Raw genomic sequence first — 18,347 nt, 5'->3', positions numbered from 1 at the left:
CCCCTGCCCTCACCTCCAGCTCGACCCGCCGCCCACACTCCGGCCCTTGGTTGCCAGCAGCCTGCGTAGCTCCGCTGCACCGCGCTCGCTCTCGGGCACGACGCGGAGCACCCGCTCGGCAGCGTCGTCCACCCAGAGGTCGCGCCACTCGTCGGGCAGCTCGACCAGGACCCGCAGAGCCGTGGCCAGGGCGGCTGGGACCTCTCCGGCGACAGCCAGACTCTCGGCCAGGGCCAGGTCGAGCAGGGCGCGTTCGCCGATCCAGCGCTCCGGGCAGAGCTCTCTGGCTCGCTCCAGCAGGATGCACCCCGGTACGCCGTACCCCAGTCGCGCGCACACTCGTCCCTCGGCCCAGTGCTGCTGATAGGGCATCCAGTCCGTTGGCCGCGTGCCCAGGGCCTCGATGCCCACAAGCATCTGCAGCGCTTGATGTGCCTCCTCGCTGCGGCCAAGCTCGGCCAGGACCAGCGCGCGGGCCGCATGGGACATCGGCGACTCGTGCGCCGAGGCTTTGTCAGCAAGCTCCAGCAACGGTGGCAACGGACGCTGCTCGGCGAGACCACTGATGGCTTCTCTCGCGCACACCAGCGCCTCTCCGGCGCCGACTGCGGACGCATGTGCGGCCCACCACCAACGCCTCGCCGAACGTCGCTCACCAAGCCCGGTGAGCGTCTCTGCGATCAGGATGCTCAGCTCGACCGCCTCCAGCTCGTCACCGCCCCGCGCCTGCAGCAGCTGCAGCTCACTCACCAGCTCGGGCAGCAGAGCAGCTGGCGGAGTACCGCGGAAGTCGTCGAGGGCAACGGTCGCGTCGGCGATGCCGGCAGTTGCCACGACCCCTTGCCACGCCAACTCCAACGGGTCGGCTGTTTGCCCCGGCCGCTCTGCGCGGGAAGGCCTGGGCTCGAAGGTGACACTCAGCTGGTCGCCAGTGCCGAGCTCACGGTCGCAGAGCCGCGCCAGGTCAGCAGAGCCCGGCCGTTGCCCGCGCTCCACCTGCGACAGGTAGCTGTGGTCGTACCCGACGCGGGCTGCGAGTTGCCGCAGGCTCAGGCCGGCCGCCTGCCTGGACTGCCGCAAGTGCGTCCCGAAAGTCACCGCAGTAGTAGTCACAGAACCACCCCGTTCACGCTTCGAGCTCATGTGGTGCGTGCCGCGACGTTACAAGCCCTCGCCGACAAAAACCGTGAAAAACAAGGGCATGTGGGCTGTGGGCTGTTCCCACAGCCCACAGCCCACACCTGTTGTACGCAGCCCCCTCTGGTCATTCTGAAGAGGTGAACACACTGCAGCGACAGGCTCGCCTCTTCCACCTGATCCACCAAACCACCACCCTCGCCGAAGGCGTGGAGTGGTCCGACGGCACAGCAGCCCTCCGCTGGCGTGCCCCTCACCCCAGCACCTCCACCTGGGACGGCGGCGTGCAAGCACTACTGGAAGTCCACGCCACAGCCGACCGCGCGACCCTCCACTGGCTCACAACCGCACCAGACGTCACAAGATCAACCTCGGCACCACCAGCCGACCCCGTGCGGACGGTCTGGCTACCGGTCGCCACTCCGGACGGCCTCTGCTCCCGCTGCGGCCAACGCTGGCCCTGCCTCAGCTGCGGTCCCTAGCAGTGCGGGCAGGTGCGGGTGTGTTTGAGACAACGGTGTCAGGAGTTACTTGACGCGGTTTAGTGTGAAGGGGTTTTGGTTGGTTCGGTGAGGGGTGATCCGGGTGGTGGTTGATCCGCTGGATGAGTTGGATGCTCAGGTGGCCCGGCTTCGGTTGGTGGCGGACGAGTTGCGGTCGGCTCGGGCGAATCCGGTGCTGAGCGGGGACCAGGTCGAGCTGATCGAGGACGGGCCGACACTGCTCGCGGCGTACGAGGAGATGCAGCGGAGTTGCCGGGAGCAGATCCGGGCGCTCGACCGCGGGCCGTATTCGGCGCCGCCGGCGTCGCAGCAGAAGCTCGAGCTGGAGCGGTTGGGCGACGGACTGGTGTACCGGGCGATCTACGGGTTCGAGGTGTTCGAGTCCGAGGAGGTCATGTCGGTGCTGCCGGAGCTGCGGACGGCGGGTGAGCAGAGCCGGGTGCTGCCGCAGATGCCGATGAAGATGGTGCTGGGCGACGACAACATGGCCCTGGTCGCGTTGACCAAGCGGGCGCCGGCGGAGTGTCATCTGCTGATCCGGTCGACCGGTCTGCTCGACGGTCTGATCGCGACATTCGAGATGCTGTGGGGACTGGCCGTCCCGATGCCGGAGCTCGAGGCCACCGGTGAGGTGGCAGCACTGCGTGCTCCGGACCGGGATGTCCTGATGCTGCTGGCGGGTGGCGCAACCGACGACACGATCAGCCGGCGGTTGCGGATCAGTCCCCGGACGACCCAGCGCCGGGTCCGCGCGCTGATGGATGCCCTCGGCGCGCAGACCCGGTTCCAGGCGGGCGTTCAAGCCGCCCGCCGCCGCTGGATCTAGTTGATCGTCACCACCGTCCCGGCCCGGTTCGGGAACTCGACGAAGCCGGTGGAGCGCTTGTCGGTCGGCAGGCCCGACCAGGACGCGGTGACCTGGAAGGGCTTGAAGGCGCCCGGAGCCACCGGAGGCGAGACCTTGAGCGTGCTGCCCGACGAGGCGGTCACCACGTTGGTCTGCATCGTGTACTCCGTCGTGTCCGCACCGGGCGGGTTGGACAGGGTGATTGCGAGAACGCCCCAGACACCTGGAGCAGGTGCGGCCACACTGGCCGATGCCTGGTTCGAGCCGTCACCCTCGAACGAGAGGAACTGCTTCTGACCGTTCACGACCTTGTAGAGCACCAGCCAGATGCTGCCGGCCGGGTCCACGGTCTTGATGTTCCACTGCACCGCCTTCGTCTGCGTGGTCGCCGTCACCGGGTAGTCCGGCAGGTCAGCGTCCGCGGCACCTGCGGGCACCGCACCGGGCACCAGCGGAGCCGACACCACGCCGTACGAGCGGATCGGTGCGCCGGCCTCGCCTGAGGTGGCTGTGTACGACACCGAGCCGGTAGCACCAGACCCGGACACTGCGGTCGGAGCGAGTACGGACGTCGGTACGGCAACGACCGGGCTGCGCACTGTCTTCCCAGCGCCCTGCCAGGTCAGCCAACCGCTGGTGGTTGCACCGGAGTCACCGGTGTCCAGAGTGAGCTTCACCGTGAATGTCTTGGTCTGACCGGCCTCGGTGAAGTTCAGGATCGACGGTGTCACCACTGCCTTCATCCCTGGTACGGAGACCGTCGCCCGGTACAGGCCCGGAGTCACAGCGGTCACGCGTCGGGTGATGGTCTGAGTGCCCAGCAACTGGCCGACCGCGATCGACGGAGCGTTATAGTCGCTCGGGTTGATCGCAGGTACGCCCGTGCCGGTGTTGACGCCGCTGCCCTCCAGGTAGCCCAGCCAGTCCGCGTCACCCGAGTCGTAGACCAGACCGGGGTCCAGCATCTTGGAGGGCTGCACCTCACCGGCACCTGCGTCGAACGGGTTGGTGTCGACAGCTCCGCTGGCGGTGAGCACGTTGCCGGCAGTGGTCATCAGGGCAGACTTGACTGCCATCGGCGACCAGTCCGGGTGCTTCGACAGGTAGAGCGCTGCCAGTCCCGCCACGTGCGGCGCGGCCATCGACGTACCGGAGAGGAACGCGTAGCTCTGTCCGTTGTTGGTGGGCGGTGCGACCGCAGCCAGCACGTTCACACCAGGTGCTGCGATGTCAGGCTTCAGCAGGTTGCCGTGGCTCGCCAGCGAAGGACCGCGCGACGAGAAGTCGGCCATCTGCGGGTACGGCGTCTTGGAAGTAGTCGTGTTGCCCGGCACGAGTTCAGCCGTCGCTCCGTCCTGCGCAGCGTAGGACTTCACCGTCAGCGCGTCCGGTGCGTTGAGATGCACAGTCGGTACGGCGTGGGAGTCGCCGACCATGTCCTGCGGGAACAGGTTGAGCAGCACCATCCCGACACCACCTGCTCGCTTCACCTCGGTGGACTTGTCCACTCGAGCGTTGACACCCCGCTCGCACGCGACGATCTTCCCGACCGTCTTGCTCGGGTCCAGAGTGTTCGCCATACAGAGCAGTGCGTCGGCGTCGCTGGCACTCGCGTTCTTCACCGCAGCAGGGCTGACCAGCGGCTTGCTGCCGGTCGGCATCGCCACTGTCGTGCTGAGGCCGGCGTACTTCTGGCCGTTGCCGAGTACGACGGTCCCTTCGTACGGCGCGACCGTGCTGGCGCCGACCGTGGTCACCCACGGGGAGGTGTTGTCGAGGGTGGACGCGTCCGGACCGGAGTTGCCACCGGCCGCGGAGACGAAGACACCGGCCGACGCTGCGGACAGGAATGCCAGCTGGATCGGATCGGTGTGCTCGGACTCGAAGATCGAGCCGACCGAGTAGTTGATGACGTCGACGCCATCCGCGACCGCCTGGTCGATGGCGGAGAGGATGTCGGAGGTGAGGCCGCCAGAGTTCTGTCCGTCCTTGCCGGACCAGAGTGCCTTGTACACAGCGATCTTGGCGGCCGGAGCGACACCGGTGATCGTACCGAAGCCGACACCTCCGACCGAGACGTCCACGTTGGCCCGGCCGGCCGCGGTCGTCGCGGTGTGGGTCCCATGGCCCTCACCGTCGCGCGGCGAGACGTAGTCGGCCCGCTGGTCCGGTGGGACCAGGCTGAGCCAGCCGTCGCCGAAGTACTTCGCACTGATCAGCTTGGTGTTGCACTGGTCGGCGGTGAAGTCCTCGCCGGCCTCGCAACTACCTGTGAAGGTGCTGCCGTCAGCCTTCTCCATGATGGTCGTCGAGCCCGACAAGTAGGGGCGGTACGGGTCTGCCGCGGTCGGCGGCTTCGTACCGAGCTTCGGGCCGGACAAGGAGGCGCTCTCGGGCCAGATGCCGGTGTCGACGACGCCGACCACGACGCCCTGGCCCGCTGTCGCAGTACCGCCGAGCGCGTTCCACACGCCGGTCTTGCCGGACAGCTTGAGGAAGTCGGTCGACTTGCGGTCGTCCAGAGCGACGTGCAGTTGGTCAGGTACGACGGAGACGACGCCAGGCGTCTTGCTGAGCTCGTTGACCTGCTTGGAGGTCAGCGAGGCGGCGAAGCCGTTAAGAGTGGTCGAGTAGTCGTGGTCGACCTTGGCTCCGACCTCTGCCGCGACCTGTGTGTGCTTACCGGTCAGGAAGGAGCGGTACGCCTTCGCATTGCTGCTGTTGACCTCGATCTTGCGGCCGGCCGCCGGCTTGGTGGCCTTGAGCCCGGTCACACCGCCCTGGTACGTCGCCAGCGGCTTGTCGGCCAGCGTCACGACGTACCGGCCCGGTGCGAAGCTCGACCGGCCCTGCGGGGTCGGGGGAGGTGTTGCTGATCCTGGTGGAGCCACCAAGGCGGTGGTGATCAGCGCGGCGCCGGCCAAGAGTGCGGCACGCCTGCGCAGGTTGGGATGGTTCACGTGATGCCTCCACGGCATGTTGTCCTGGCCGTGGGCTGTAGCCCCGGCCGCCCGCCCCCGAGCCCGGACGCGGAAGAGCCTGCCAATCGGCCGCTCCGACCACACGGTTTTGGCTCCAACTGGCCGCTGGCGAAAACCCGCCATCCGGCGGCGGCCGGTTCCCGACAGCGTCGGATTCCCGCCGTGGGTGACGCATTGACGTGGATTTATGGAGGCTCTCTACTAAATCCATCGTCGAGGAGGTCTCATGCGTGCACGGTGGCTTGCTGTGGTGGTTGGGGTGCTGCTGGCCGGGGTCACGGTGCCGGCGCAGGCGGCGAACATTCTGAGCAACCCGGGATTCGAGACCGGGTCGTTGAGTGGCTGGAGCTGCTCCGGCGGCTCGGTGGTCAGCAGTCCGACGCGCAGCGGTGGCTATGCGTTGAACGGTGCGGCGACCAGCTCCGACTACGCGCAGTGCAGCCAGACGGTGTCGGTGCAGCCCAACACGGCGTACACGTTGTCCGGCTGGGTGCGCGGCTCGTACGTGTACCTCGGGGTGACAGGTGGGTCGTCCACCTGGACGCCGTCGGCGGCGAGCTACACGCAGCTGAGTCTGTCCTTTACGACAGGAGCGAGTCAGACGTCCGCACAGATCTACGTGCACGGCTGGTACGGGCAACCGGCGTACCAGGCGGATGACTTCAGTCTGGACGGTCCTGGCGGTACGCCGGGTGCTCCGTCCGCTCCTGGTACGCCGACTGTCACCAGCGCCACCAACTCCGCCATCTCGTTGACCTGGCCGGCTGCGACTGGCACTGTCACCGGTTACCGGGTCTATGAAGGAACCAGCGTCGTCCAGACCGTCACCGGGACTGCTGCCACGATCAGCGGGCTCCAGGCCTGCAGCAGCCACAGCTACTCGGTGGCGGCGTACAACAGCGTCGGTGAGTCTCCGAAGTCAGCGGCAACCAGCAGTACGACGGGAGGCTGCACCAGCACTGGTCTCGCGAAGCATGCGCTGATCGGCTACCTGCACGCGAGCTTCGCGAACGGATCCGGGTACGTGCGGATGGCCGACGTACCGGACCAGTGGGACATCATCGATCTGGCCTTCGGGGAGCCGACCAGCGTCACGTCGGGAGACATCCGGTTCAACAGGTGTCCTGCGTCCGAGTGCCCGAATGTGGAGAGCGACGCGGAGTTCATCGCAGCTATCCGGGCCAAGCAGGCCGCCGGTAAGAAGGTACTGATCTCCATCGGCGGTGCGAACGGACAGGTGCAGCTCACCACCACGGCTGCCCGCGACGCGTTCGTCAGCTCGGTCAGCGCGATCATCGACCGCTACGGGCTGGACGGGCTGGACATCGACTTCGAGGGGCACTCGCTGTACCTCAACGCGGGTGACACCGACTTCCGCAACCCGACCACTCCGGTCATCGTCAACCTGATCTCGGCGCTGAAGACGCTGAAGGCCAAGTACGGGTCCGGCTTCGTCCTGACGATGGCGCCGGAGACGTTCTTCGTGCAGGTCGGCTACCAGTTCTACGGCGGCGCAGGTGGCGGCGACAACCGGACCGGTTCGTACCTGCCGGTCATCCACGCGCTGCGGGACTCGCTGACCGTTCTGCACGTCCAGGACTACAACTCCGGTCCGGTCATGGGGCTGGACAACCAGTACCACAACATGGGCGGAGCTGACTTCCACATCGCCATGACCGACATGGTCAAGGCCGGTTTCCCGGTGGCGAACACCGGACAGACGTTCCCGGGACTGCGCGACGACCAGATCGGTATCGGGCTCCCGGCAGCAGTCAGCGCGGGCAACGGCTACACCGCCCCGGCAGCCGTGCAGCAGGCGCTCGACTGCTTGGTGAAGGGCCAGACCTGCGGCGGCTACAGCCTCCGCGGCGGCACTTCACCGGGCTTCCGTGGGCTGATGACGTGGTCGATCAACTGGGACCACTACTACAACTGGGAGTTCCAGAACAGCCACGCGCCGTACCTCGACGCGCTCCCGTAGGCCGCCCCTCGCGCCCGGTTCGCGAATCAGCCCCTCGCGAACCGGGCGTGGGCCTGTGGATTACCGATCCCGGTTTATGGTCTTCCGCTGGTATGAAGGACACATGACAGCGTCAACGACCCGCGCGGTGATCCTTACCGTGGACGACGATCCCGGCGTTTCCCGGTCAATCGCCCGTGACCTCCGCCGTCGGTACGGCGAGGAGAACCGCATCGTCCGGGCGGAGAACCCGGCGCAGGCGCTCGACGCGCTGAAGGAGCTCAAGCTCCGCGGCGAGCCCGTCGCCCTGCTGCTGGCCGACTACCGGATGCCCCAGATGTCCGGCATCGAGTTCCTCGAGGCCGCGATGGACCTGTTCCCGCTCGCCCGCCGCGTGCTGCTGACGGCGTACGCCGACACCGACGCTGCGATCCAGGCCATCAACGTGGTCGACCTCGACCACTACCTGCTCAAGCCGTGGAATCCGCCGGAGGAGAAGCTGTATCCGGTGGTCGACGCGATGCTCGACCTGTGGAAGTCGACCCCGGAGCCGTCCGGCGACGAGACCCGGGTGATCGGTCACCGCTGGTCGGCGCCGTCGTTCGCGGCCCGTGACTTCCTCGCCCGCAACGCGGTGCCGTACCGCTGGCTCAACGTCGACGACGAAGAGGCCAAGCGTCTCCTCGACGCGGCGGAGGTCGACGGCTCGACGTTGCCGGTTGTGATCACTGCCGACGCCACCGTGATGGTCGCGCCGACCGAGGCCGAGCTGGCCAACAAGGTCGGTCTGTCCACCGCGCCGGCCAAGGACTTCTACGACCTGGTTGTGGTCGGCGGCGGCCCGGCCGGCCTCGGCGCCGCGGTGTACGGCGCCAGCGAAGGACTGCGGACCGTCCTGGTCGAGCAGCTGGCGACCGGCGGCCAGGCCGGCCAGTCGAGCCGCATCGAGAACTACCTCGGCTTCCCGGATGGAGTGTCCGGAGCACAGCTGACGGATCGGGCCAGGCGGCAGGCGGTCCGGTTCGGGGCGGAGTTGCTGACGACCCGGCAGGTTGTCGGCCTGGAGAGGGCCGGGAACGCCCGCCAGTTGCGGTTCGCTGACGGCAGCCAGATCTCGGCGCACTCCGTGATCCTGGCGACCGGCGTCTCGTACCGGACGCTCCAGGCGCCCGGCGTCGACGATCTGTGCGGCCGCGGCATCTACTACGGCTCGGCCACCACCGAGGGACCGGCGTGCGCCGGATCGGACGTCTACATCATCGGCGGGGCCAACTCTGCGGGCCAGGCGGCGGTCTATTTCTCCAGGTATTCCAAGCGCGTGCATATGCTGGTAAGAGGACCATCGCTCACCGCGACGATGTCGTCGTACCTCATCGACCAGATCGACGGGATCGACAACATCGAGGTGCACACCTGCACGCAGGTCGTTTCCTGTATCGGCTCGGAGCACCTGGAACATCTCACCCTGCTCAACAGCGAGACCGGGGAGAAGCGCGAGGTGGACACGGAATGGATGTTCGTGTTCATCGGCGCGGCTCCGCGGACGGACTGGCTGCCCGGTGACCTGCTCCGCGACGACCGGGGCTTCGTCCTCACCGGACCCGACCTGCCCGGCAGACCGCCGGGCTGGCCGCTGGAGCGGGAGCCGTACCACCTGGAGACGAGCATGCCTGGCGTGTTCGCCGCGGGCGACGTACGGGCCGAGTCGGTGAAACGGGTCGCCTCGGCGGTCGGCGACGGAGCGATGGCCGTAACACTGGTGCACCGATACCTGGAGATGCTCTGATGACCGATCAGGCTGTCGAGCCGCGGCGGCTGACACCCGACGAACTGCGCACGCTGTTCCTCTTCGAGAGCCTCACCGAGGAGCAGTTGCAATGGCTGTCCGAGGCCGGGTACGTCGAGACCTGGTCCGACGGCATCGTCTTCAACGAGGGCGACGAGGCGACCTGCTGCTACGTCCTGCTGTCCGGCGAGATCCGGCTCTGCAAGCTGTCCCACGGTGAGCTGGTCGAGATCAACCGGACCGGCCAGCGCGGGGTGTACTCCGGGGCCTTCAACGCCTTCTTCGGCGCCGCGGACCACAAGTCCTACACGGCGACGATGCAGGTGACCCAGCCGGCCGAGTTCTTCGTGATCGGCGCCGAGACCATGGCGACGATGATGAACACGTGGTTCCCGATGGCGGTGCACCTGATCGAGGGCTTCGTGATGGGCATGCGCCGGACCAACGAGACGCTGGGTGAGCGGGAGCGGTTGCTCGCCCTCGGTTCGCTGTCCGCCGGTCTGACCCACGAGCTGAACAACCCGGCCGCCGCGGCGGTCCGGGCCGCGGCCACACTGCGGCAGCGGGTCTCCGGGATGCGGTCGAAGCTGGCGATGCTCGCCGACGGCACGCTGGACGCGACCAAGCTGCACCAGATCGTCGCGCTCCAGGACGACGCGGTCGAGCGGCTGGACAAGAACAAGGACAAAGACGTCCCGCCGATGGAGTTGTCCGATCGCGAGGACGCGCTGACCGACTGGCTGGACGACCACGACGTCCAGGCCAGCTGGGACATCGCCCCGGTGCTGGCCGCGGCGGGGCTGGACGTGCCGTGGATGGAAGAGGTCCTGACGGCCGTCGGGCCGAAGTACCTCGAGGGCGCGGTGCGGTGGTTGATGTACACGATTGACACCGAGTCGCTGATGAACGAGATCGACGACTCGGTCACGCGCATCTCGACCCTCGTCGGCGCCGCCAAGCAGTACTCGCAGATCGACCGCGCGCCGTACCAGACCGTTGATCTGCGGGAGTTGCTGAAGTCGACGCTGGTGATGATGTCGGGCAAGCTCCAGGGGTACGAGATCGTGAAGGACTTCGATCCCGAGCTGCCGCAGATCCCGGCGTACGCCGCGGAGCTGAACCAGGTGTGGACGAACATCATCGACAACGCGGTCAGCGCGATGGGCGGATCCGGGACGCTGACGATCCGGACCCGGCGGGACGGCGCCTACGCGGTCGTCGAGATCGGCGACACCGGTCCCGGCATCCCGGAAGAGATCCGGCGGCGGATCTTCGAGCCGTTCTTCACCACCAAGCCGATCGGCGAGGGCACCGGCCTGGGCCTCGACATCTCGTGGCGCATCGTCGTGAAGAAGCACCACGGCGACCTGCGGGTCGAGTCCGAGCCCGGCCGGACGGTGTTCAAGATCGTTCTTCCGCTCGATCCCGAGCGGGAGTTGGAATCTGACCCTGCGCTGCTGTCCTGAGCCGCCGTCACCTGGTTGCTGTTAGCAACCAGGTGGCGATGGTGTCGAGGGCCTCCGGGTCCACGTGCCCCGGGATCGCGTAGTCGGCCATGGTCGACGGGCCGGTCCCGGGGATGAACACGTGGTTGTCGGCCTCGAGGATCTTGATCGTCGCGTCGGGAAGGCCGTCGCGCCACGCGGGCAGGTCGTCGGCGACGGTGATCTGATAGTCACGACCGCCTTGCAGGACAAGGATCGGTACGTCGAGTTTCGCGGCGGTCGCGACCGCGTCGTACTCGCGGAGGTCCAGCCAGAACGACGCTGGCATACCGAACGGCAGGTCGATCGGCGAGGCGGAGGCCAGGTCTGGGCTGTCGACCATCGCGGCCTGTTTCTCGAACACCGCGATCGTCTCGGCTGGTACCGCTCCGGTCTCCGCGAGATAGCGCATCACACGGACGGCCGAGTGGTGCATCGGCTGGGTGTCGCCGGCCATGATCACCAGGCCCGCGACCAACGGCTCGTCCGCGGCGATCTTCGGCGCGACCTTCCCGCCCATGCTGTGGCCGACGATGAAGACCCGGTCGACGTGTTCGGCGAGCGCGCGTACGGCGGCGATCGTGTGCGGCACGTACTCCGCGGTCATCGTGTAACCGGGTGCTGCCATCGCTTCAGGCCGGTTCGCGGTGATCTTGTCGAACCGCAGTACGGCGATGCCCCGCGTGGCCAGGCCCCAGGCGAGATCCTTCAGCGGCTTGTTCGGTCCGGCGGTCTCGTCGCGGTCGAAGGGTCCGCCGCCGGCCAGCAGTACGACGCCGATGCGGGGCGGTTCGCTCGGGAGCGTGAGCGTGCCGGGCACGGTCTGACCGGCCGCATCGAGGACGATGTCCTGCTCGATGAAGGCGGTCGGGTCGGCGTACGGCGGGGGAGTCCATGCGGTCATCGCAGCACCTTTCTCAATGTTTGAGAAAGTTAGCACGACGTGAGATTGTTTCGCCATGGGTCCGTTGGAGTTGCTGGGTCATCCGGTGCGGTTGCGGATCGTCCACGCGCTGCGCGGCGGCCGGGAGCTGACCACCGGCGAGCTCGGCGAGCGGATCGCCGATGTCTCGAAGGCGACGCTGTACCGGCACGTCGAGCTGCTTGCCGAGGGCGGGATCCTCGAGGTCGCGGAGGAGCGGCGGGTGCGCGGGGCGGTCGAGCGCCGCTTCCGGCTGCGGCAGGAGCGCGCGTCGATTACGCCGGCCGAGCTCGAGCAGGTGACCGTCGACGATCACCGGCGCGCGTTCGCTGTCGCGATGGCCGCGCTGGTGGCCGAGTTCAATACGTACCTCGACCATGAGGGAGCGGATCCGCTGGCTGATCTCGTCGGTTACCGCCAGCACGGCATCTGGCTCAGCGAGGACGAGCTGCACCAGCTGATCGAGGGCATGCGCGCCGCGATCCTCCCGGCGTTGTCGAACGAAGCTGCTCCCGGGCGATCCCGGTACCTGTTGAGCCCGATCCTCTTCCCGGTCGAAGGCGACAGCTGACCTGTTTATTGCTGGTAGAGCTGGGCTTCGAGGAGGTCGGGGTGGTTGCGGGCCTCGATCGACTCCAAGGATTCGGTGCGGCGCCAGAGGGCCTGGGCGATCTCGGCGTACGGGCGGACTGCGGTCGGGGTCCAGGTGTCGGGTTTCCAGGTCCGTGAACGGGCGAACGACTTCGGGCAGTGGAAGAACGCTTCCTCGACGTGGATGACCAGCGCGAGTGGCGGGCGATGGGAGCGCACGACCATGTCGTCGAAGAACGGCCCGTCCGTGACGATGCGGGCGCGGCCGTTCACGCGCAGGGTCTCGGGGCGTCCGGGGATCACGAAGAGTACGCCGGCGTGTGGGTTCTCGAGGATGTTGTGGAAGCCGTCCATCCGGCGGTTGCCCGAGCGTTCCGGGATCGCGAGCGTGACCTCGTCGAGGACCTTCACGAATCCGGGCGGATCGCCTTTGGGTGAGACGTCGCAGCGGCCGTCGAGCGAGGACGTGGCGACGAAGATGAGCGGCGTGCCGTCGATCCACTCGCGATGTACGTCGCTCAGCCGCGACTCCACCTTGTCCCGGGGGATCGGGTCCGGCGTACCGAATCGCTCGAGCTCGGCCACGCTGCGTACCTCGGGCAGTTCGTCCCACTTGCTCACGTCATGCCTCCCTCTTGGACTTGTCGTGACTAGGACGCGCTGGAGTCCGCGGATGTGACATGGAGCTTGGCGGTGAGGAACGCCAGGATCTCGTCGCGGGCTCGTACCGTGGGGTGGCCGGCTTCGTCGACGAAATGGGCTGTCACGACGCTGTGCGCACAGCCGACGACGTCGCGGAAGAACGGCGGCGGGTCCGGGTTCGCGGCGTCGGCGGGTAGCACGCGTCCTAGGAAGGCGTCGCCGAGGAGGCGTTGGTACGCCGCGAAGCGTTGGCCGGTGCACCAGCGGTCGCCTTGGAATCGGTAGGCGAGCACCTGCAGGTCTCCGCGCTGGAACCGCTCTGCCAGCGCGTCCGCGTCGGCGGGTGAGAGTTCGAGCCCGCCTGGGGCGTCCAGCGGGAGTGACGGGTGGTTGACGACCGGAGCGATGACCGCGGGCTCGAGTGCCATCGTGAGGGCGAAGTTGCCGGTGAAGCAGAGGCCGATCGCGCCCACGCCTGGTCCGCCTGCCTCGGCAAGTGCGATCCGGGCGAGCCCACGCAGCCAGGCGCTCACTGGGCTCGTCCCGCCGCCGGCGAACGCGCTGAACTCCGCACTCACACAAGCTCTTCGGATGATCTTCTCGCCGTCCTCGGCCGTCGGATAGGCGCCATCCACCCCGAACAGCGACGGGACGAACACGGTGAACCCGGCATCCCGCACCCACCTCGCGAGCCGGGCGACATCCGGGCTGATCCCCGGCATCTCCGGCATCATCACAACCGCCGGCCCCGAGCCGATCACGTGCACCGTCTTGGCAACCCCGTCAACCTCCACCACCCGATGCTCAAAGTCATCGAGCGAGTCATCGAGGGAGGTCGAGTGGTGAGGGGGCATGGGTTGAGGGTGTCGGTTGGGTGGATGGGTGGCTACTGGCGGGATCGCCAAGGTGTTGGTTAATCTCGCCAGGTGGTGGCGGTTCGGGTCTCGGTGTTGGCGTATCCGGGGTGTTTTGCGTCGGAAGTGCATGGCGTGCCGGATCTGCTGACCATGGCTACGCGGGTTGCGCAGGTGCGGGGAGCACTTGAGCCGGTGTACGACGTGCGGGTTGTGTCGCCGCGGCGTCGGGTGATCGCGTCAGGGGACGTGCGGATGGATGTCGCTCCGCTGCGGCCGTCGGATGTGTTGGTCGTGCCTGGGTTCGAGGTCGGACCGCCGGTGGACGTCGCCGGCGTGCTGTCCCGCCTCGGGCCGGAGCTGGCGGCGATCCGGGCGCACGCGGCTGGTGGCGGTGCGGTGGTTTCGTTGTGTATCGGCGCCTTCCTGCTCGCCGAGGCCGGCGTGCTGGATCGCCGTACGGCCACGACCTCCTGGCTGTACGCCGACCAGCTGGCGCGCCGCTACCCGACAGTCGACGTCCGAGCCGATCAACTGGTCGTCACCGATCAGGGCGTGACGACGACCGCCGCGTTCAGCGCGATGTACGACTTCGCCCTCACCCTGATCCGCCGGCACAGCGGCGAGTCCATCGCCCGGACCACCGCCCGGATCGCGTTGGTGGACGACGCACGGGCCTCCCAGGCGCCGTACGTCGACCAGTCGGTCCTTCCCGCCGCCGGCTCGACCTTCGCGGACGACGTGAAGCGCTGGCTGGACCAGCACCTCGATGCCGCGTACGACCTGGAGCGACTGGCCGGTGAGCTCCACGTCAGTTCCCGGACACTGCTCCGTCGATTCGGCGACTCAACGGGCACCACTCCGCTCGAGTACCTGCAGGCCGCGAGGGTACGCCGGGCCAGCCGGTTGCTGGAGACGACCGCCCAGACGGTGGCTCGCATAGCCGGTGAGGTCGGGTACAAGGACCCCGCCTCGTTCAGCCGCCTGTTCCGGAGGCACACCGGCAAGGCACCGGGGGAGTACCGCTCACAGTTCCGGCGTCCCCCGGGCTAGGTGACTTCAGCGAAGCGCGGTGCCTTGCGAGTGTGACAGGAGCGTCAGGTCTTCGCGCGTAGGCAGAGACTCCCAGTCGCCGTACGCCGTGACGCAGAACGCGCCGGACGTACTGGCCCTCTCGAGGCAGGACTCGGTGGAGAGCTTGTCGAGGGTGGCGGACAGGTAGCCGGAGACGAACGCGTCGCCCGCACCGATGCTGTCGACCACGCTGACCGGGAGAGCCGGGCGGTGGATGGTCTGCAGATCAGATGCCGACCCGGTGCCCTTGGTGTGCGCCCATGCGCCCTTCCCGCCGGCGGTTACTACGAGAGTGTCGGCGGTCTTGAGGAGATCGGCGATTGGGTCGGTCGCGTCGGTGAGCAGGTCGAGTTCGTCGTCCGAGGAGAAGATGGTGTGGACGTGCGGCAGGAGCTCGCGGATGGCTGCGGCTGCGTCGGCGCGAGACCACAGGCGAGCCCGGTAGTTCACGTCCAGTGAGACCTGGACGCCTGCCGCTGATGCCGTGCGTACGGCGGCCAGCGTTGCGGCCCGCGCGGTGTCGGAGAGCGCCGGGGTGATGCCGGTGACGTGCAGCAGGGTCGGTGTCGCAGTATCAACCGCCGCAGTGGTTTCCGAAGCGGTGAGGGTCGACGCGGCCGATCCGCGGCGGTGGTAGCTGACCCGGGTGATGTCGTGTGACGGCTGGTCGAACGCGATGAAGCCGGTGAACGAGTCGTCCGAGAACCGCAGGTACGACGTGTCGACATTCTCCGCGCGCAGGGTCCGCTGGATCAGTCGCCCCGGCTCATCGTTGCCTACGGCACTCAACCAGGCGGCGTCGTGCCCGAGCCGGGCCAGCCCGATCGCCACGTTGCTCTCGGACCCCGCGATCGAGAGGTGTGCGTCGCCGCCGAGCCGCATCGGCCGGGCGGTCCGCACCGACACCATCGTCTCGCCGAAGGTGAGGAGGTCGGTCATCTGAGTTCTCCGAGGTTGGCTGACCCGCCGCCCCGACTGCTCCATACCAAACCGTATGGTCTGCTGCCCGGGCGAGCGAGGTGATCAGACGTTGAGTTCGGTGCGGAACGTACTGGCGCGGATCGCGAGCTCGGCCAACGAGCCGCCGTTGCCCGCGTCACCCAGCAGCGGCGAGCCCACCCCGACAGCGAGCGCTCCTGCTGACAGGTACTTCGGTGCGGACTGTGCATCGACTCCGCCGACGGCGATGAGCGGTGCGTCAGGGAGCGGCGCGCGCAGCTCGCTGAAGTACCCGGGCCCGTGCAGCTTGGCCGGGAAGATCTTGACCGCGGTCGCGCCGAGGTCCAGCGCGGCAACGACTTCGGTCGGCGTCAGCGCGCCGCACAGCAGCGGCAGACCGAGCTCAACCGCGCGATGAGCGCCACGCGTGATTGCCGGCGTCACGACGAACCCCGCGCGAGCCGCGGCGACCTCGTCGGCCTGGGCCGCGGTCACGACGGTTCCCGCGCCGATCAGGATGTGCGGGTCGTACTGCGAACGCGCCTTCGCGATCGCCTCCACACCGCCCGGCGTGGTCAGCGAGATCTCCAGCGCGGTGACACCGGCCTCGACCAGCGTCTCGACGCAGGCCAGCGCGGTGTCCGCGCCGTCGGCGCGGATGATCGCGAGCAGCTTCCGGGTGCGGAGTTCGGCAAGCAGGTCCATGGTCTCCAACCTAGGTCACAACATCAGGGATAGGACGTCCTATGAGCTCTGTTCGAGACGGTAGATCTGTGGCTAAATTACTGAGTGAACAACCGCCCCGTTGTTTACTTTCAGGAGGCATCCGCCCATGCCCAGACTCAAACTGCTGCTCACGGCGCTCGCTCTCACCGCCGCAGGCCTGACCGGTCAGACGCAGGCCCAGGCCGCCATCACCCAGACCGTGCTGTTCGACAAAGGGGACGCCGGCTATGGCTGCTACCGCATCCCCGCGATCGTGAAGACCAAGGCGGGGACGCTGCTCGCCTTCGCCGAGGCCCGGCGTACGTGGTGCGCGGACTCCCAGGAGATCGACCTGGTACTGCGCCGCTCCGAGGACGACGGCCGTACCTGGTCGGCGACCCAGACCGTGTTGTCCGGCACCGACTCCGACCCGGCCGCGGTGGCGACCCGCGGCAACCCGGCCCCGATCGTCGATTACGAGACCGGCCGGATCGTGCTGCTGAGCACGATGGACCCCGGTACGACGAGCCGCCCGCGCACGCCGTACGTCCAGTTCAGCGATGACGACGGCAAGACGTGGAGCAAGGCCGAGAACATCGGCGATCAGATCGACGACCCGACCTGGGGCTGGTACGCGACCGGTCCCGTGCACGGCATCCAGTTCACCCGCGGCGCCCACGCCGGTCGGCTGGTGGCGGGCACGAACTACGACAACGGTGCCGGTCAGAACGCCGGCCAACTGGTTTACAGCGACGACCACGGCGAGACCTGGCACAAGGGTGCGACCGATCTCCGGTCGGATGCAACACCGCAGGAGATCAGCGTCGTCGAGAAGGTCGACGGCGGCGTGTACGCCGGTGCCCGCAACAACGCCGGTACGTCGGGAGCGAGCCGGATGGCTGCGGTCAGCAACGACGGCGGGCAGACGTTCGCGGCGCCGTTCGCCACCATCGCCGGTCTGACCACACCCGTCGTCCAGGGTTCGTTGCAACGCCTCAAAGCCGTCGACCAGGGTGACAAGTACAACCGGATCCTGTTCGCGGCCCCCGCGGATCCCGACCGACGCAGGTACATGACGATCCGGTCCAGCTTCGACGAGGGCAAGACCTGGCAGACCGTTGCCGAGGGCACCCGAATCACCAGCGACTGGTCCGGGTACTCCGACCTGGCGATCCTCGACACCGGCGAGATCGGCCTGCTCTACGAAGGCGGTACGGTCGATGCACGCGACCAGATCCGCTTCGCGCGCTTCACCGAGAACGACATCGGCTACCCGGACGCACCGCACGGCGCGACGACGCCCGACACCAGCGGCCTGCACAACGACACCTACCTGCGCGGCGCGCCCGCAGTCGTCACCGGCAAGTTCGGCCAGGCCAGAGACTTCGACGGAGTAGACGACGCGCTCCAGCTTCCGTACGCCGAGTCGCTGGCTGTCGGAGCCGGTGACTTCACCGCGATGGCCTGGATCAAGTACGGCGCGAGCACCACACCGCAGGCGATCTTCTGGGGCTACAACATCAACGAGTTCTCGCAGTTCTGGCTCCCGGCTGAACCCGCGGACGGACGGATCCGCGGCCTGATCACCACCGGCGGCAACACCGCGGCCGTGCAGACGACGAAGGCCTACAACGACAACACCTGGCACCACGTCGCCCTGCAACGCAAAGCCGGCACGCTCTCGATCTGGGTCGACGGCACCCAGGCTGCGAGCGTCACCGCACCGAGCGGCTCTGTCAGCCCCGGCCGCCCCTTCAAGATGTACGTCGGCCAACGGCTGGACGGCGCACACCACTTCGACGGCTCGATGGACGAGGTCCGTCTCTACAAACGCGCCCTGACCGCGACGGAGCTCAACAGCATCCGCACCACCAACAGCACGACGGTGCCGAACGCAGTACTCGATCTTCCGCTTGGGTGAC

The 18,347-nt window shown here is 67.8% G+C and carries 15 protein-coding genes; 8 read left to right on the top strand and 7 right to left on the bottom strand.

Annotated features, from left to right (window positions below):
- Positions 1-9 precede the first annotated feature (9 nt).
- Entirely contained in the window at positions 10-1,113 is a 1,104-nt protein-coding gene (locus ABT313_RS32850) for a helix-turn-helix domain-containing protein (protein WP_350861832.1), read from the bottom strand.
- A 164-nt stretch (positions 1,114-1,277) separates the two neighbouring features.
- Here ABT313_RS32850 and ABT313_RS44770 point away from each other — a divergent pair, with 164 nt between their 5' ends.
- Both ABT313_RS44770 and ABT313_RS32845 read left to right on the top strand, forming a co-directional pair.
- Entirely contained in the window at positions 1,278-1,619 is a 342-nt protein-coding gene (locus ABT313_RS44770; RefSeq protein WP_502884048.1) for a hypothetical protein, read from the top strand.
- 103 nt (positions 1,620-1,722) lie between these two features.
- Complete coding sequence (locus ABT313_RS32845) at positions 1,723-2,466, top strand: hypothetical protein (protein ID WP_350861830.1); 744 nt, start codon at positions 1,723-1,725, stop codon at positions 2,464-2,466.
- Here the strand turns inward: ABT313_RS32845 and ABT313_RS32840 are convergent.
- A complete protein-coding gene (locus ABT313_RS32840; RefSeq protein WP_350861828.1) occupies positions 2,463-5,447 on the bottom strand; it encodes a S8 family peptidase in 2,985 nt (994 codons plus the stop codon). The genes ABT313_RS32845 and ABT313_RS32840 overlap by 4 nt on opposite strands.
- A gap of 247 nt (positions 5,448-5,694) precedes the next feature.
- On the opposite strand from ABT313_RS32840, the gene ABT313_RS32835 reads away from it, so the two are divergent.
- From ABT313_RS32835 to ABT313_RS32825, 3 genes are all read left to right on the top strand, one after another.
- A complete protein-coding gene (locus ABT313_RS32835; protein ID WP_350861826.1) occupies positions 5,695-7,449 on the top strand; it encodes a chitinase in 1,755 nt (584 codons plus the stop codon).
- A 103-nt stretch (positions 7,450-7,552) separates the two neighbouring features.
- The gene (locus tag ABT313_RS32830; RefSeq protein WP_350861824.1) at positions 7,553-9,214 is read left to right on the top strand and encodes an FAD-dependent oxidoreductase; all 1,662 of its coding nucleotides are present in this window, start codon (positions 7,553-7,555) and stop codon (positions 9,212-9,214) included.
- Positions 9,214-10,680 carry an ATP-binding protein gene (locus ABT313_RS32825; protein ID WP_350861822.1) on the top strand — a complete coding sequence of 489 codons (1,467 nt, stop codon included), beginning with the start codon at positions 9,214-9,216 and terminating at the stop codon, positions 10,678-10,680. Before ABT313_RS32830 ends, ABT313_RS32825 begins: the two co-directional genes overlap by 1 nt.
- A gap of 7 nt (positions 10,681-10,687) precedes the next feature.
- On the opposite strand, the gene ABT313_RS32820 is transcribed toward ABT313_RS32825, so the two are convergent.
- Positions 10,688-11,602, bottom strand: coding sequence for an alpha/beta hydrolase family protein (locus ABT313_RS32820; protein WP_350861821.1), 915 nt, complete (start codon positions 11,600-11,602; stop codon positions 10,688-10,690).
- 55 nt (positions 11,603-11,657) lie between these two features.
- Here ABT313_RS32820 and ABT313_RS32815 point away from each other — a divergent pair, with 55 nt between their 5' ends.
- Positions 11,658-12,191 (top strand): helix-turn-helix domain-containing protein, encoded by a 534-nt coding sequence (locus ABT313_RS32815; protein ID WP_350861819.1) that lies wholly within the window; start codon positions 11,658-11,660, stop codon positions 12,189-12,191.
- A 5-nt stretch (positions 12,192-12,196) separates the two neighbouring features.
- Here ABT313_RS32815 and ABT313_RS32810 read toward each other — a convergent pair whose 3' ends face one another.
- Together ABT313_RS32810 and ABT313_RS32805 are read right to left on the bottom strand one after the other, a co-directional pair.
- Positions 12,197-12,832 (bottom strand): MSMEG_1061 family FMN-dependent PPOX-type flavoprotein, encoded by a 636-nt coding sequence (locus ABT313_RS32810; RefSeq protein ID WP_350861817.1) that lies wholly within the window; start codon positions 12,830-12,832, stop codon positions 12,197-12,199.
- A gap of 29 nt (positions 12,833-12,861) precedes the next feature.
- Entirely contained in the window at positions 12,862-13,647 is a 786-nt protein-coding gene (locus ABT313_RS32805) for a dienelactone hydrolase family protein (protein ID WP_350861815.1), read from the bottom strand.
- Between the two features lie 213 nt (positions 13,648-13,860).
- Between ABT313_RS32805 and ABT313_RS32800 the strand changes: the two genes are divergently transcribed.
- Positions 13,861-14,760, top strand: coding sequence for a GlxA family transcriptional regulator (locus ABT313_RS32800; RefSeq protein WP_350861813.1), 900 nt, complete (start codon positions 13,861-13,863; stop codon positions 14,758-14,760).
- A 6-nt stretch (positions 14,761-14,766) separates the two neighbouring features.
- Here ABT313_RS32800 and ABT313_RS32795 read toward each other — a convergent pair whose 3' ends face one another.
- Both ABT313_RS32795 and ABT313_RS32790 read right to left on the bottom strand, forming a co-directional pair.
- Positions 14,767-15,720: a sugar kinase gene (locus ABT313_RS32795; RefSeq protein ID WP_350861811.1), complete on the bottom strand. Its 954-nt coding sequence runs from the start codon at positions 15,718-15,720 to the stop codon at positions 14,767-14,769.
- Positions 15,721-15,804: 84 nt separating this feature from the next.
- A complete protein-coding gene (locus ABT313_RS32790) occupies positions 15,805-16,425 on the bottom strand; it encodes a bifunctional 4-hydroxy-2-oxoglutarate aldolase/2-dehydro-3-deoxy-phosphogluconate aldolase (protein ID WP_350861809.1) in 621 nt (206 codons plus the stop codon).
- Between the two features lie 127 nt (positions 16,426-16,552).
- On the opposite strand from ABT313_RS32790, the gene ABT313_RS32785 reads away from it, so the two are divergent.
- Entirely contained in the window at positions 16,553-18,346 is a 1,794-nt protein-coding gene (locus tag ABT313_RS32785; protein ID WP_350861808.1) for an exo-alpha-sialidase, read from the top strand.
- Position 18,347: the final 1 nt, after the last annotated feature.

Origin of the sequence: Kribbella sp. NPDC000426, assembly GCF_040300265.1 — a bacterium.
Classification (GTDB): domain Bacteria; phylum Actinomycetota; class Actinomycetes; order Propionibacteriales; family Kribbellaceae; genus Kribbella.
This window is presented reverse-complemented; position numbering and strand designations above follow the sequence as displayed.

Coding starts and splice junctions, on each gene's coding strand:
- ABT313_RS32835 (WP_350861826.1), top strand. CDS start 5,695: ATGCGTGCACGGTGGCTTGCTGTGGTGGTTGGGGTGCTGCTGGCCGGG.
- ABT313_RS32830 (WP_350861824.1), top strand. CDS start 7,553: ATGACAGCGTCAACGACCCGCGCGGTGATCCTTACCGTGGACGACGAT.
- ABT313_RS32825 (WP_350861822.1), top strand. CDS start 9,214: ATGACCGATCAGGCTGTCGAGCCGCGGCGGCTGACACCCGACGAACTG.
- ABT313_RS32820 (WP_350861821.1), bottom strand. CDS start 11,602: ATGACCGCATGGACTCCCCCGCCGTACGCCGACCCGACCGCCTTCATC.
- ABT313_RS32815 (WP_350861819.1), top strand. CDS start 11,658: ATGGGTCCGTTGGAGTTGCTGGGTCATCCGGTGCGGTTGCGGATCGTC.
- ABT313_RS32800 (WP_350861813.1), top strand. CDS start 13,861: ATGGCTACGCGGGTTGCGCAGGTGCGGGGAGCACTTGAGCCGGTGTAC.
- ABT313_RS32795 (WP_350861811.1), bottom strand. CDS start 15,720: ATGACCGACCTCCTCACCTTCGGCGAGACGATGGTGTCGGTGCGGACC.
- ABT313_RS32790 (WP_350861809.1), bottom strand. CDS start 16,425: ATGGACCTGCTTGCCGAACTCCGCACCCGGAAGCTGCTCGCGATCATC.
- ABT313_RS32785 (WP_350861808.1), top strand. CDS start 16,553: ATGCCCAGACTCAAACTGCTGCTCACGGCGCTCGCTCTCACCGCCGCA.